Genomic DNA, 12236 nt, shown 5'->3' with positions numbered 1-12236 from the left:
CCGGCGCCGAGCGTCGAGCCGGCGACCCCCGCCGCGCCCACGGTCGCCGGCCCCGCCCCGACCACGCCGGCCGCGGCCGCCGCGCCGCCCGAGCCCGACACGGCCCTGAAGGACCCGGTCGCCTGGACCGTCGCCAAGAGCTCGACCCTCGGCTTCACCGCCAACTGGGCCGGCAGCGCCATCAACGGCCAGTTCAAGCGCTGGACCGCCGACATTCTGTTCTCGCCCGAGGCCCTGGACCGCTCGAAGCTGAGCGTCAGCATCGACATGGCCTCGGCCGCCACCGGCGACGACCAGCGCGACTCAAGCCTGCCCAGCGACGACTTCTTCGCGGTCGCCGCCCATCCCAAGGCCACCTTCACCGCCAGCAAGTTCCGCAAGACCGGCGAGGGCCGGTTCGTCGCCGACGGGACGCTGGACCTGCGCGGGGTCAAGAAGCCGGTCAGCCTGCCCTTCACCTTGAAGATCGACGGCGACACGGCCACGGCGCGCGGTGTAACCACCCTCGACCGGACCGCGTTCGGGGTTGGACAGGGTGAATGGGCGTCTACGGATCAGATCGGTGGCAAGGTGAAGGTCAGCTTCGCCATCACGGCCAAGCGGAAATAGACACCGCCGCGAAGGCGCTCGCCGCCGGCGGGCTGGTGCTGCTGCCGACCGAGACGGTCTACGGCCTGGGCGCCGACGCGGCCGATCCGGCGGCCGTGGCGGCGATCTTCGAGGCCAAGGGCCGGCCGCGCTTCAACCCGCTGATCGCCCACGTCGCCAGCCTCGAGGCCGCTGCCGCGATCGCCGTGCTCGACGACCGGGCCCTGGCCCTGGCCGCCGCCTTCTGGCCGGGACCCCTGACCCTGGTGGCGCCGATCCGCGACCCGGCCGCCGTTTGCGACCTGGCGAGGGCGGGCCTGGACACCGTGGCCATCCGCGTGCCGGGCCATCCGCTGTCGCGGGCCGTGCTGGCGGCGTTCGGCGGGCCGGTGGTCGCGCCGTCGGCCAACCGCTCGGGCCGGCCCAGCCCGACCACCTTCGAGGACGCCTTCGCCGAGACCGGCGACAAGGCCGCCGCCGCCCTGGACGGCGGCCCCTGCGTGGTGGGCCTGGAATCCACCGTCGTCGCCGTGCTCGACGGCCCGCCGCGCCTGCTGCGCCCCGGCGCCGTGACCCGCGCCCAGCTGGAGGCGGTGGTCGGCCCCCTGGCCGAGGCCCTGGACGACGCCAGGCGCTCGCCGGGCCGGCTGGCCCTGCACTACGCCCCCGACGCGCCGGTTCGGATCGACGCCGAGGCTCCGGCGGCGGGCGAGGCGTTCCTGGCCTTCGGCGCGTGGCCGGCGGGGGAGGGGGTGTTCAACCTCAGCCCCTCGGGCGACCTTGCCGAGGCGGCGGCGAACCTGTTCTCGTTCCTCCGCGCCGCCGACCGCACGCGACCGTCGGCCATCGCCGTGGCGACCATCCCGGACGAGGGCCTGGGCGAGGCCATCAACGACCGCCTGCGCCGCGCGGCCGGATTCATAGGATAAGGCCGATGAAATTCCGCATCATGTATCTTGAGGACAAGTCCAAGGGGCTGAACGGCCCGGCGCGGATCGGACGCGTCAGGCTCTCCAAGACCGGAGAGACGCTCTACTACGCGGGCCGCACGTTCGAGACCCTTCGGAACTCGGGCCTGAAGGCCAATTTCAGCGATGTCGAAACGGCCCAGCCCTTCTGGATCGCCAAGGCGCGCAAGGACGGCGCGGACCGGCTCTACAAGGGCGCGGGCGATCCGCCGGTGATCGACGACGACGTGCGCGAAGAATATTGGCGCGACATTCGGGGCGTGCCGGATCCGGCGCTGGGCTAGTTCAGCGCCGAGCGTACGTCGGTCATCGCGAAATCGTCGCCCTTGTAGAGCAGAGGCGCGTCCAATTGCTTGGCCAGGGCATAGGCAAAACAGTCGGCTAGGTTCAGGCGGGCTGGATGACGGCCTTTGCCGTAGGTGAGATAGGCGTCCAAGGCCTTAGCGGGCGCCTCGGGGGCAGGATGGACGGTGACCCCGAGTTCGGCAAGCCAGACGTCCAGTTCGGCGCGGTCTTCGAGATGGCCCCGGCTGATCAACACTGCGCCGGCTTCGACGTAGTTGAATGCGGAAAGCACGGTTCGATCCGAAGACAACAGGGCCTGCATGATCGGAACGTGGTCGGGTTCCTCGGTTGCGACGGCGACCAACGCCGAGGTGTCGACGACGATCATTCGGGATCGGTTATGTCGAGGCCGGGGATTTCATTAAGCTCGTCGAAGTCGGCCTTGGTGACGTTCAACTTGACCTTGTCCAGGCCGACGGCACGCCGGAAGCGATCTGTCGCCTCGCGCATTTCCTCGATCGTCCGCGCTCGCCGCGGTTGGACTTCGCGTTGCTTGGCCAAGCGTTCGCGCACCGCGACTTCAACAGCGGTCGTCAGGCTCTCGCCGGTCAGCTCGGCCAGTTCGCGAACGGCGCGTTCGGCCTCGGGGTTCTTGATCAGGATGCCCATCGGCGCCTCCGTATAGCCCGCAGTATATACTGACAGCCCGGGCCTCGGAAGCGTATCCTCCGCGCCCATGACCAAGCCCGTTCCCGCAGATGTCGTTTCCCGCCTCAAGGCCGTGCTCGGCGAGGGCGGGTGGAGCCAGGACCCCGACCGCCTGGCGCCCAAGCTGAAGGAGTGGCGCGGGCGCTGGAGCGGACAGACGCCGCTGCTGGCCCTGCCGCGCTCGACGGCCCAGGTTTCGGCGGTGGTCGGAATCTGCGCCGCCGAGGGCGTGGCGATCACCCCGCAGGGCGGCAACACCGGCCTGGTCGCCGGCCAGATCCCCCAGGGCGAAGTCCTCTTGTCCACCGAGAAGCTGACGGCGGTGCGCGACATCGACGCCTTCGACGACGTGATGGTGCTGGAGGCCGGCGTCACCCTGGCCGCCGCCCATGAGGCGGCCCTGTCGGTGGGGCGCCGCTTTCCGCTCAGCCTGGCGTCCGAGGGTTCCTGCACCATCGGCGGCCTGGCCTCGACCAACGCCGGCGGCACGGCGGTGCTGCGCTACGGGACGATGCGCGACCAGATCCTGGGGATCGAGGCGGTGCTGCCCAATGGCGCGGTCTGGAACGGCCTCAAGCGGCTGCGCAAGGACAATACCGGCTACGACCTCAAGCACCTGCTGATCGGGGCCGAGGGCACGCTGGGGGTGATCACCGCCGCCAGCCTCAAGCTCTATCCGCTGCTGGCCTCGCGCTGCGTGGCCATCGCCGCCGTCGCCACGCCGCACGACGCCATCGCCCTGCTGGCCAAGGCCAAGGACGAGACCGGCGGGGCGGTCGAGGCCTTCGAGCTGATGAGCCGGCTGGGCGTGGCCTTCGCCCTGAAGAACATCCCCGGCCTGCGCGAGCCGCTGGAGGCCGTCCATCCCTGGTACGTGCTGATCGAGACCGCCTCGGGCGAGCCCGGCGCGGCCGAGGCGGCCATGGAGCGGCTGCTGTCGGGGGCGCTGGAGAGCGGCCTGATCCAGGACGCCGCGATCGCCCAGACCGAAAGCCAGGCCCATGCCTTCTGGGCGGTGCGCGAGAACCAGTCCGGCGGCCAGAAGCCCGAGGGCGCGGCCTGGAAGCACGATGTCTCGGTGCCGGTCTCCAAGGTCGCGGCCTTCATCGACCAGGCCACGGCGGCGATGGAAAGGTTCTCGCCCGGCGTCCGCGTCGTGGCCTTCGGCCATGTCGGCGACGGCAATGTGCACTACGACGTGCTGCGGGCCGACGGCGCGTCCGACGACCCGCACGACGCCCTGCGCGACGAGGGCGCCCGGATCGTCCACGACATCGTCGCGGCCATGGACGGCTCGATCAGCGCCGAGCACGGCCTGGGGGCGATGAAGTCGGTCGAGGCCCTGCGCTACAAGAGCCCGGTCGAGGTCGCGGCCCTGCGCGCGGTACGCGCCGCCCTGGACCCCCAGAGGATCATGAACCCGCGCGTGCTGTTCTGACCCTTCTGACCGCCAGGCAGACGCCGATGGCGATCAGCGCTCCGACCGGAACCGTCGCCTTGTAGAAGCCGGCCGCCGAGCCGGGGCCCAGCACGTTGATCGCCGCCGGGACGAAGCCCCACAGGCCGTCGCTCTTGCGCATCCAGAACGCCCCGACCCCGACGAAGCACAGCACGGCCCAAAGCACGCGATACTTCAGGCCCGGGGTGCGGATCACCAGGAACAGGCCGGTGATCATCACCAGCGGCCAGGCGAGGGCGGCCAGAAGGCCGAGGGCTTGCGGCATGGAGGAAGCGGTCCTTCGCGAAACGGCCGGCAACATCGCGGCGACGTCCCTGATTGTCCAGCGCCGCACTAGCCGTCGTCGCCGGGAGGCTCTATCTCCCCGGCCATGCTGATGGTCATCTCCCCCGCCAAGTCGCTGGACTTCACCGCCCCCGACCAGGTGCTGCCGCTCACCACGCCCGAGCTGAAGCCGCAGATCGCCGAGCTGGCCAAGCTGACGCGCAAGCTGACGGCCGCCGACCTGCGCCGGCTGATGCACATCTCCGAGAAGCTGGCCGAACTGAACCACGCCAGGTTCCAGGCCTTCGACGCCCAGGTCGAAGAGGGGCTGCAGGCGGTCATCGCCTTCAACGGCGACGTCTATGCCGGCCTGGCGGCGCGCGAGCTGGACCGGCCGGCCCTCGACTGGGCCCAGGACCACCTGCGCATCCTGTCGGGCCTGTACGGCGTGCTGCGGCCGCTGGACGCCCTGCAGGCCTATCGCCTGGAGATGGGCACGCGGCTGAAGACCAAGCGCGGCAAGAACCTCTACGACTTCTGGGGCGAGACCATCGCCAAGACCCTGAACGCGGCGGCTAAGGACCACGCCGACCCAACCCTGGTGAACCTGGCCAGCCAGGAATATTTCGGGGCCGTCGACGCCAAGGCCCTGAAGCTGCCCACGGTCACCTGCCACTTCAAGGAAGAGAAGGGCAACACCCTGCGGGTGCTGGGCTTCTTCGCCAAGAAGGCCCGCGGCCGCATGGCCCGCTACGCCGTCGACAACCGCATCGACAAGGCCGCCGACCTCAAGGGCTTCGACCTGGACGGCTACCGGTTCCGCGCCGACCTCTCGACCCCCGCCGACTGGGTTTTCGCTCGCCCTCAGCCCTGAATTCATCTACCGATGAATTTATAAGCGCTCGCCCATCGCAAGGGCGAGCTATATGTTGCGCTGCAACATAGTGGGAAGCCAGAGCAGGGAACGCGTCGATGGCCGTGGATTTCGGTTTGCAGGGCCAGGTCGCGATCGTGACCGGGTCGACCAGCGGCATCGGCCACGCCATGGCCGACGCCCTGGCGGCCCAGGGCGTCAACATCGTCCTCAACGGCCTGGGCGAGATGACCGCCATCGAGAAGACCCGCGCCGAAATGGCTGAAAAGCATGGCGTCGAGGTGCTCTACAACGGCGCCGACATGACCAAGCCCAGCCAGATCGACGACATGATCCGGGCCGCCAAGGCCGAGTTCGGCGAGCTGGACATCCTCGTCAACAACGCCGGCGTCCAGCATGTGGCCCCGATCGAGGACTTCCCCGCCGACCAGTGGGACCTGATCATCGCCATCAACCTGTCCTCGGCCTTCCACGCCACCAAGGCGGCCGTGCCGATCATGAAGGCGCAGGGGCGCGGACGGATCGTCAACATCGCCTCGGCCCACGGGCTGGTGGCCTCGCCGTTCAAGTCGGCCTATGTCGCCGCCAAGCATGGGATCCTGGGCCTGACCAAGACCGTCGCCCTGGAAACCGCCACCTTCGGGATCACCTGCAACGCCATCTGCCCCGGCTTCGTGAAGACGCCGCTGGTCGAGGCCCAGATCACCGACCAGGCCAAGGCGCGCGGCATTTCCGAGGAGGCGGTGATGCGCGACGTCATCCTGGCCGCCCAGCCGACCAAACAGTTCGTCACCTTCGACCAGTTGAACGGCATGCTGCTGTATCTGGTCTCCGACGCCGGGGCCTCGGCCAACGGCGCGGCCTTCTCCATCGACGGCGGCTGGGTGGCGCAATAGCCTAGGCCCGTCCCCCCGACCAAGGTCGGGGCCCGGGTGAGGCCCACGAACCGGTGGGAGGAAGCGTCAGACTGCCTTCGAAAAGGAGTCCGCATGCCGATCGGTCTGTTCAAGGGGAAGTCCAAGGGCCCCAAGCCCATCGCCCTGGCCCTGCAGGGCGGCGGTTCGCACGGGGCCTTCGAGTGGGGCGTGCTCGACCGCCTGCTGGAGGAAGAGGACCTGGAGATCCTGGCGGTGACCGCCGCCTCGGCCGGGGCGATGAACGCCGTCTGCCTGGCCCAGGGCCTGATCGACGGCGGCCGCGACGGGGCCAAGGCCCGACTGGAGCGGTTCTGGAAGCAGATCAACCGCAACGGCGGCCGCAACGTGTTCGGCGACAGCGGCGTCTGGACCAACGCCTTCGCCGGCAAGACCGACTGGATCAAGAACACCCCGGGCTGGCGGATGGCCGAGACCCTGGCCCTGTCGATGAGCCCCTACGAGTTCAATCCGCTCAACCTCAACCCGCTGCACGACGCGCTGGAGGGCGAGATCGACTTCGCGGCGCTGCGCGAGCGCTCGCCGGTCAAGCTGTTCATCTCCGCCACCGCCGTGCGCACCAGCAAGGCCAAGGTGTTCCGCGAGACCGAGCTGACCGCCCGCCACATCATGGCCAGCGCCTGCCTGCCCCAGGTGTTCCAGGCGGTGGAGATCGACGGCGAGCCCTACTGGGACGGCGGCTTCCTGGCCAACCCGCCGCTGTGGCCGCTGTTCCACGACGACACCCCCGACGACATCCTGCTGGTCAGCCTCAACCCCTTCGTCCGCGCGGAGACGCCCAAGTCGCCGGGCGAGATCATGGACCGGCTCAACGAGATCACCTTCAACGCCGCCCTGGCGGCCGAGCTGCGGGCCATCGGCTTCGTGCAGAAACTGCTCGACGAGGGCCTGCTGAAGGACACCGCGCGGGGTCGTTATCGCAAGATGCTGATGCACGCCATCACCGCCGACAAGGCCCTGGCCGACCTGTCGCTGGGCAGCAAGTTCGACACCGAATGGAGCTTCCTGACCGACCTGCGCGAACGCGGCCGCAAGGCGGCGGACGACTGGCTGGGCCACTGCCTGACCCAGGTCGGGGTCAGTTCCAGCCTGGACCTGAAGAACGGCTTTCCTTGACGGGGAATAGGGCGGGGGTATCTGACGCCGCCATGTCCTCCGAGTCGTTTCCCGTTCCCCCCGTCCCTGTTCCCACCGTGGGGGTCATCTGTCTGCGCGGCGACCAGGTGCTGCTGATCAAGCGCGGCAATCCCCCGCGCCAGGGCCAGTGGAGCCTGCCCGGCGGCCGCCTGGAATGGGGCGAGACCACACCAGTGGCCGCCCTGCGCGAACTGGTCGAGGAGACCGGGGTGCGGGCCGAGCTGCTGGGCTTGGTCGACGTGGTCGACGGCCTGTTCACCTCGCGGACCACGGGCGAGACGACGCGGCACTACCTGATGATCGACTACGCCGCGCGCTGGCTGTCGGGCGAACCGGTGGCCGGCGACGACGCGGCCGAGGCGCGGTTCGTGTCGCTGGCCGAGGCGCTCGAGATGGTGGAGTGGGACGTGACGCGGGCGGTGATCGCGGAGACGTTTGGACGGTTTGGGAGGTAGGGGCGGGCGGGCGGGCGAATGTCCGAGGTGGGGTGTGAGGTAGCAGTCGGTTCACGACCCGTTGCGGACGCTCCTGTATCCCTCTCTCAAAGAGAGAGGGGTTCCGTGTGCGCGGCCTTCATCAGAAGCGGGCGCTTCAGACGTCCACCTTCCACCCTAAGCGGACATTGACATAGATCGCTATCGGCGAAGCCCTTCCGCCCCGTCGGACGCCGGAGCAGGCTCGCCATCAAGGGTTTAAGGCGCGGCCTCGCCGTGTGGCACAAGGCCCGGGATGACGGTGGTGAGGGGAGGTGAACCTAACTCTTCCGGAAGAACGCGTGGATCCGTTCGGCCAGCGGCTGGCTGACGCCGTCGACCTTCATCAGGTCCTCGACCCCGGCCCGCGACACGCCCTTGGCCGAGCCGAAGGCATGCAGCAGGGCCTTCTTGCGTCCCGGACCGACGCCCTCGATCTCGTCCAGCGGGTTCTTCTTCAGGTCCATCGAGCGCCGCGTGCGGTGGGCGCCGATCGCGAAGCGGTGGGCCTCGTCGCGCAGGCGCTGCAGGTAGTAGAGCACCGGCGACTTGGGCTCGAGCATGAACGGGACCTTGTCGGGCATGAAGAACCGCTCGAGGCCGGCGTCGCGGTCCGGGCCCTTGGCCACGCCGACCACGGCGATGTCGTCGACGCCCAGGTCGGCCATCACCTCCAGCGCCGCGTCCAGCTGGCCCTTGCCGCCATCGACCAGCACCAGGTCGGGCCGGGCCCCGCTGTCGCCGCCTTCCTCCTCCTTGACCAGGCGGGCGAAGCGGCGCTTCAGCACCTCCTTCATCATGCCGTAGTCGTCGCCGGGGGTGAGCTCGGTGCTCTTGATGTTGAACTTGCGGTACTGGCTCTTCATGAAGCCGTCCGGCCCGGCCACGATCATGCCGCCCACGGCGTTGGTCCCCTGGATGTGGCTGTTGTCGTAGACCTCGATCCGCTCGGGCGGGGCGTCCAGGCCGAACGCCTCGCCGACCCCGGTCAGCAGCTTGGTCTGCGCCGAACCCTCGGCCATCTTGCGGCCCAGGGCCTCCTTGGCGTTGGTCAGGGCGTGATTGACCAGATCGGCCTTCTCGCCGCGCTTGGGGGTGCTGATCTCGACCTTGCGGCCGCTCTTCAAGGCGAAGGCCTCGGCCAGCAGGTCGCGGTCGGCGGGCTCCAGATTGGTCAGGATCAGGCGCGGGATCGGCTTGTCGTCGTAGAACTGGCCCAGGAAGGCGGTCAGGATCCGCTGTTCCTCGGTGGCCGTGTCGTCCTCGTCCTCGGCGTTGCCGGTCACCCGCGGGAAATAGGCGCGGTTGCCCCAGTTCTGGCCGGCCCGGAAGAAGAACACCTGCACGCAGGCCTGGCCGCCCTCGACGTGCAGGGCGACGACGTCGGCCTCCTCGACGGTCTCGGGATTGATCTGGCTTTCCTGGGCGACGGCGGCCAGGGCGCGGATGCGGTCGCGCAGCCGCGCGGCGCGCTCGAACTCCAGGTCCTCGGCGGCGGCCTCCATCTCGGCGGCCATCTTGGCCATCACCGCGCGGGACTTGCCGCGCAGGAAGTCTTCCGCCTGGTCGACCAGGGCCTGGTAGTCGTCCTTGCCCACCAGGCCCGTGCACGGCGCGGCGCAGCGCTTGATCTGATGCAGCATGCAGGGCCGCGAGCGGGTCTCGTAGACGCTGTCGCTGCACGAGCGCAGCAGGAAGGCCTTCTGCAGGGTGTTGAGCGTGCTGTTCACGGCCCCGGCGCTGGCGAACGGCCCGAAATAGTCGCCCTTGATCGTGTGGGCCCCGCGGTGCTTGCGCAGCTGCGGGGCGTCGTGATCGCGGCGGATCATGATCTCGGGAAAGCTCTTGTCGTCGCGCAACAGCACGTTGAAGCGCGGCTTCAGCGACTTGATCAGGTTGATCTCGAGCAGCAGGGCGTCGGCTTCGGTGCGGGTGGTGACGAACACCATCGACCGCGTGGCGTCGACCATGTGGGCGATGCGGTTGGTGTGGAACCGGCCCTGGGCGTATTGGACCACCCGTTTCTTCAGGCTCTTGGCCTTGCCGACATAGAGGACCTCGTCGTCCTCGCCGATCATCCGGTAGACGCCGGGCGCGTCGGGCAGGCGCGTGACCTCGTCCTTGATCAGGGCGGCGCCCTTCAGGGCGTTCTCGGGGGGAGGGATGTCGGTCGTCGCGTCGTTCACGAACGATATATAGGCGAGTCTGGCGCGGTCAGCGACGTTCGAGGCCGTGTCTTATGCGCACGATGACGACGGCGTCGCGTTCCACCCGATATTGCAAGACGTAGGCATGTGCGCCGAACGGAACATAGAGCTCGCGCATGCCGTGGGTCTTGCGGCGGCCAAGATCCGAATACTCGGCGAGCTGGCTGGCGCGTTCCAGGATGAGGTCGATGGCGCGATTGGTCGCTGAAGGCGCACGGTTCACGAGCCATCGACGCAACTTGATCAAGTCACGTCTGGCGCGAGGACCGAACTCGACGGGTTTCATCCCCGTGCCTTCACCCGTGGCTCAGGCGGCGGCAGTTCGTCTTCGGTATTCCAGGAGGCCACCCAACGCTTGACGTCTTCGAGCGGAATGCCGCCTTCCCGCAGGATTTCATCGGCCTCGGCGCGCAGTTCGCGCCAGTACGCGTCGTCGTCGGTATAGCCCCAGTCCTCGTCGGACATCACATGCAAGGCGTCGATCGCATAGCTCTCAAGATCCTTACCTTCGGCCTCGGCTGACGCCTTGAGGCGCGACGCAAGCTCAGCAGGGATCGTGAGGGTCATGGCCATGTGGGCATGATCAATGTTCACGATTTGTTTGTCAATTGCGGCGTGGCGCTTCGTTCTTCACGGACGCATGAAGGTCGCCAAACCGGTTTCCACTTTTGTCCGCCAGGCTCTATGACCCCACCCCATGACCCTGCGCCCGCTCTTCGTCACCCATCTCTATGAAGGCAGCCTCGCCGCCGACAAGGGGTTCGAGGCCTTCAACGCCCAGTTGGAGGACGCCTGCCGGGCGATCGCCGCCGAGGACCGGGCCGGACGGGCCTGGGCCAAGGAGAAGGGCTATAACGGCTACACGTCCTACGCCTCGCTCGACGACCTGCCGCAGCGCGACAGCCTGTTCGCCGACCTGAAGAAGAAGCTCGACAAGCATGCCGCCGCTTTCGCCCGGGACCTGAACCTGGAGCTGGCGGGCGGGCGGCTGGTGATGGACAGCCTGTGGATCAACATCCTGAGGCCCGGCGGCGCGCACAGCGGCCACATCCATCCACACAGCGTGCTGTCGGGCACGGTCTATGTCGCCACGCCGCCCGGCGCCTCGGCCCTGAAGCTGGAGGATCCGCGCCTGCCTCTGATGATGGCCGCCCCGACCCGCCAGGCCGATGCGCCGGAGGATCGCCAGACCTTCGTCTACGTCCAGCCCCAGCCGGGCGCGGTGCTGATGTGGGAAAGCTGGCTGCGCCACGAGGTGCCGGCCAACGCGGCCAAGCAGGAACGGATCAGCATCAGCTTCAACTACGCCTGGCGGTGATGTCCCCGGCGGGTTGAACCTTGTTCCGCCGCTCCGGGTTTTCTTCCTGAACGTCAGGAGAACCCCGATGCCCCACGCCCAGACCCCCAACCACTCCGGCGCGGCGATCACGCTGCAGAAGGTCCACCCGTTCGGCCAGGCCAGCCTGGCGCTGACCACCACGGCGGCCAATCCCGGCGGCCGGCTGGCCGACCGCCATAGCGCCTATCACGACAACCTCTCGCCGCCGCTGGCCTGGACCCCGGTCGAGGGCGCGGCCGCCTACGCGATCATCGTCGAGGACCCCGACGCCCCGCGCGACCGGCCATTCATCCACTGGCTGATCTGGAACATCCCCGGCGAGACCGTCAGCCTGCCCGAGGGCCTGCCGAAGGAGGCCAGCCTGGGCCTGGTCGGCGGCGCGACCCAGGGGCGCAACGACAGCGGCGCGGTCGGCTATTTCGGGCCGCGTCCACCGGTCGGCCACGGCGTGCACCACTACCATTTCCAGATCTTCGCCCTGGCCGAGCGGCTGCCGTTCGGGCCGGAAACCCAGCTTTCCGACCTGGTCAACGCGCTGAAGGGCGACTCCCTGGCCTCCGCCGACCTGATCGTCACCTACGAGGCGGCGGGGGCGTAGTCGGGTTCGGCCTCGTCTCCGTCCTCGGGGACGGCGGGGCGCGAGCGCCAGTGACGGTCCAGGCTCCAGGCGGCGATGGCCAGCCACAGCAGGCCCAGGAATGCATGGCCGCGCTGCCAGAGGCCGACGTCGGAGCCGGTGCGCACGTTCCACACGCCGGTCAGCAGGGCCAGCACCAGCAGCAGGCCGAAGAACCAGCCCAGCGAGAAGTGCGCCAGCCGCTTGTGCCGCGGCTTGCCCCACAGCGCCCAGGCGGTGAACAGCGGAGCGAACTGGATGGCCAGGCCGACGCCGCAGGCGCGGTGCATGGGGTCGGGCCAGTGGAACAGGCCGGCGAACAGCGCGCCCAGGCCGGTCATCGCCACCCACAGGCCGGCGAAGGCCGAGACCCGCCGGCGGCC

General features: G+C 69.0%; 17 protein-coding genes. 10 read left to right on the top strand and 7 right to left on the bottom strand.

From position 1 onward, the window contains the following. The 3 genes from PMI01_RS03965 to PMI01_RS03955 all read left to right on the top strand — a co-directional run. Positions 1 to 609: YceI family protein (locus PMI01_RS03965; RefSeq protein ID WP_007663319.1), on the top strand; the 609-nt coding region annotated here is incomplete at its 5' end. Beyond that, positions 540 to 1517: an L-threonylcarbamoyladenylate synthase gene (locus tag PMI01_RS03960; RefSeq protein WP_035034416.1), complete on the top strand. Its 978-nt coding sequence runs from the start codon at positions 540 to 542 to the stop codon at positions 1515 to 1517. The genes PMI01_RS03965 and PMI01_RS03960, both read left to right, overlap by 70 nt. 5 nt (positions 1518 to 1522) lie before the next feature. Beyond that, entirely contained in the window at positions 1523 to 1840 is a 318-nt protein-coding gene (locus PMI01_RS03955; RefSeq protein WP_007663316.1) for a hypothetical protein, read from the top strand. On the opposite strand, the gene PMI01_RS03950 is transcribed toward PMI01_RS03955, so the two are convergent. Further along, the gene (locus PMI01_RS03950; protein ID WP_007663314.1) at positions 1837 to 2229 is read right to left on the bottom strand and encodes a type II toxin-antitoxin system VapC family toxin; all 393 of its coding nucleotides are present in this window, start codon (positions 2227 to 2229) and stop codon (positions 1837 to 1839) included. The genes PMI01_RS03955 and PMI01_RS03950 overlap by 4 nt on opposite strands. After that, positions 2226 to 2510, bottom strand: coding sequence for a type II toxin-antitoxin system VapB family antitoxin (locus PMI01_RS03945; protein ID WP_007663312.1), 285 nt, complete (start codon positions 2508 to 2510; stop codon positions 2226 to 2228). The genes PMI01_RS03950 and PMI01_RS03945 overlap by 4 nt, the downstream gene beginning before the upstream one ends. A gap of 67 nt (positions 2511 to 2577) precedes the next feature. On the opposite strand from PMI01_RS03945, the gene PMI01_RS03940 reads away from it, so the two are divergent. Beyond that, positions 2578 to 3987 carry an FAD-binding oxidoreductase gene (locus PMI01_RS03940; protein WP_007663311.1) on the top strand — a complete coding sequence of 470 codons (1410 nt, stop codon included), beginning with the start codon at positions 2578 to 2580 and terminating at the stop codon, positions 3985 to 3987. Here the strand turns inward: PMI01_RS03940 and PMI01_RS03935 are convergent. Further along, positions 3962 to 4273 (bottom strand): hypothetical protein, encoded by a 312-nt coding sequence (locus PMI01_RS03935; protein WP_007663309.1) that lies wholly within the window; start codon positions 4271 to 4273, stop codon positions 3962 to 3964. The genes PMI01_RS03940 and PMI01_RS03935 overlap by 26 nt on opposite strands. A 105-nt stretch (positions 4274 to 4378) precedes the next feature. Here PMI01_RS03935 and yaaA point away from each other — a divergent pair, with 105 nt between their 5' ends. From yaaA to PMI01_RS03915, 4 genes are all read left to right on the top strand, one after another. Next, on the top strand, positions 4379 to 5146 hold the full coding sequence (gene yaaA / locus PMI01_RS03930; RefSeq protein ID WP_007663306.1) for a peroxide stress protein YaaA: 768 nt from the start codon (positions 4379 to 4381) through the stop codon (positions 5144 to 5146). Positions 5147 to 5244: 98 nt separating this feature from the next. Then, positions 5245 to 6042, top strand: coding sequence for a 3-hydroxybutyrate dehydrogenase (locus tag PMI01_RS03925; RefSeq protein ID WP_007663303.1), 798 nt, complete (start codon positions 5245 to 5247; stop codon positions 6040 to 6042). A gap of 93 nt (positions 6043 to 6135) precedes the next feature. Further along, positions 6136 to 7197, top strand: a complete 1062-nt coding sequence (locus tag PMI01_RS03920) for a patatin-like phospholipase family protein (protein ID WP_007663300.1) — start codon at positions 6136 to 6138, stop codon at positions 7195 to 7197. 32 nt (positions 7198 to 7229) lie between these two features. Further along, positions 7230 to 7673 carry an NUDIX hydrolase gene (locus PMI01_RS03915; protein ID WP_007663297.1) on the top strand — a complete coding sequence of 148 codons (444 nt, stop codon included), beginning with the start codon at positions 7230 to 7232 and terminating at the stop codon, positions 7671 to 7673. Positions 7674 to 7972: 299 nt separating this feature from the next. Here the strand turns inward: PMI01_RS03915 and uvrC are convergent, their stop codons facing one another. Genes uvrC through PMI01_RS03900 form a run of 3 tightly spaced genes read right to left on the bottom strand, consistent with a single transcriptional unit; the run spans position 7973 to position 10471 of the window. After that, positions 7973 to 9886 carry an excinuclease ABC subunit UvrC gene (gene uvrC / locus PMI01_RS03910; protein WP_051989890.1) on the bottom strand — a complete coding sequence of 638 codons (1914 nt, stop codon included), beginning with the start codon at positions 9884 to 9886 and terminating at the stop codon, positions 7973 to 7975. A gap of 19 nt (positions 9887 to 9905) precedes the next feature. Then, positions 9906 to 10184, bottom strand: coding sequence for a type II toxin-antitoxin system RelE/ParE family toxin (locus tag PMI01_RS03905; protein ID WP_007663291.1), 279 nt, complete (start codon positions 10182 to 10184; stop codon positions 9906 to 9908). Beyond that, on the bottom strand, positions 10181 to 10471 hold the full coding sequence (locus PMI01_RS03900) for a hypothetical protein (protein WP_007663290.1): 291 nt from the start codon (positions 10469 to 10471) through the stop codon (positions 10181 to 10183). Before PMI01_RS03900 ends, PMI01_RS03905 begins: the two co-directional genes overlap by 4 nt. A 124-nt stretch (positions 10472 to 10595) precedes the next feature. Between PMI01_RS03900 and PMI01_RS03895 the strand changes: the two genes are divergently transcribed. Both PMI01_RS03895 and PMI01_RS03890 read left to right on the top strand, forming a co-directional pair. Then, the gene (locus PMI01_RS03895; protein ID WP_007663289.1) at positions 10596 to 11216 is read left to right on the top strand and encodes a TIGR02466 family protein; all 621 of its coding nucleotides are present in this window, start codon (positions 10596 to 10598) and stop codon (positions 11214 to 11216) included. A 67-nt stretch (positions 11217 to 11283) separates the two neighbouring features. Beyond that, positions 11284 to 11835, top strand: a complete 552-nt coding sequence (locus PMI01_RS03890) for a YbhB/YbcL family Raf kinase inhibitor-like protein (protein WP_007663288.1) — start codon at positions 11284 to 11286, stop codon at positions 11833 to 11835. Here the strand turns inward: PMI01_RS03890 and PMI01_RS03885 are convergent. Beyond that, on the bottom strand, positions 11814 to 12236 hold a 423-nt coding region (locus PMI01_RS03885; RefSeq protein WP_007663287.1), incomplete at its 5' end, for a DUF998 domain-containing protein. The genes PMI01_RS03890 and PMI01_RS03885 overlap by 22 nt on opposite strands.

The sequence above is a fragment of the Caulobacter sp. AP07 genome (genome assembly GCF_000281955.1).
In the GTDB taxonomy this organism is placed as follows: Bacteria; Pseudomonadota; Alphaproteobacteria; order Caulobacterales; family Caulobacteraceae; genus Caulobacter.
This window is presented reverse-complemented; position numbering and strand designations above follow the sequence as displayed.

What these genes read in the sequence shown, in the direction of transcription:
- PMI01_RS03960 (WP_035034416.1), top strand. Translation starts at nt 540, where the DNA reads ATGGGCGTCTACGGATCAGATCGGTGGCAAGGTGAAGGTCAGCTTCGC.
- PMI01_RS03955 (WP_007663316.1), top strand. Translation starts at nt 1,523, where the DNA reads ATGAAATTCCGCATCATGTATCTTGAGGACAAGTCCAAGGGGCTGAAC.
- PMI01_RS03950 (WP_007663314.1), bottom strand. Translation starts at nt 2,229, where the DNA reads ATGATCGTCGTCGACACCTCGGCGTTGGTCGCCGTCGCAACCGAGGAA.
- PMI01_RS03945 (WP_007663312.1), bottom strand. Translation starts at nt 2,510, where the DNA reads ATGGGCATCCTGATCAAGAACCCCGAGGCCGAACGCGCCGTTCGCGAA.
- PMI01_RS03940 (WP_007663311.1), top strand. Translation starts at nt 2,578, where the DNA reads ATGACCAAGCCCGTTCCCGCAGATGTCGTTTCCCGCCTCAAGGCCGTG.
- PMI01_RS03935 (WP_007663309.1), bottom strand. Translation starts at nt 4,273, where the DNA reads ATGCCGCAAGCCCTCGGCCTTCTGGCCGCCCTCGCCTGGCCGCTGGTG.
- yaaA (WP_007663306.1), top strand. Translation starts at nt 4,379, where the DNA reads ATGCTGATGGTCATCTCCCCCGCCAAGTCGCTGGACTTCACCGCCCCC.
- PMI01_RS03925 (WP_007663303.1), top strand. Translation starts at nt 5,245, where the DNA reads ATGGCCGTGGATTTCGGTTTGCAGGGCCAGGTCGCGATCGTGACCGGG.
- PMI01_RS03920 (WP_007663300.1), top strand. Translation starts at nt 6,136, where the DNA reads ATGCCGATCGGTCTGTTCAAGGGGAAGTCCAAGGGCCCCAAGCCCATC.
- PMI01_RS03915 (WP_007663297.1), top strand. Translation starts at nt 7,230, where the DNA reads ATGTCCTCCGAGTCGTTTCCCGTTCCCCCCGTCCCTGTTCCCACCGTG.
- PMI01_RS03905 (WP_007663291.1), bottom strand. Translation starts at nt 10,184, where the DNA reads ATGAAACCCGTCGAGTTCGGTCCTCGCGCCAGACGTGACTTGATCAAG.
- PMI01_RS03900 (WP_007663290.1), bottom strand. Translation starts at nt 10,471, where the DNA reads ATGGCCATGACCCTCACGATCCCTGCTGAGCTTGCGTCGCGCCTCAAG.
- PMI01_RS03895 (WP_007663289.1), top strand. Translation starts at nt 10,596, where the DNA reads ATGACCCTGCGCCCGCTCTTCGTCACCCATCTCTATGAAGGCAGCCTC.
- PMI01_RS03890 (WP_007663288.1), top strand. Translation starts at nt 11,284, where the DNA reads ATGCCCCACGCCCAGACCCCCAACCACTCCGGCGCGGCGATCACGCTG.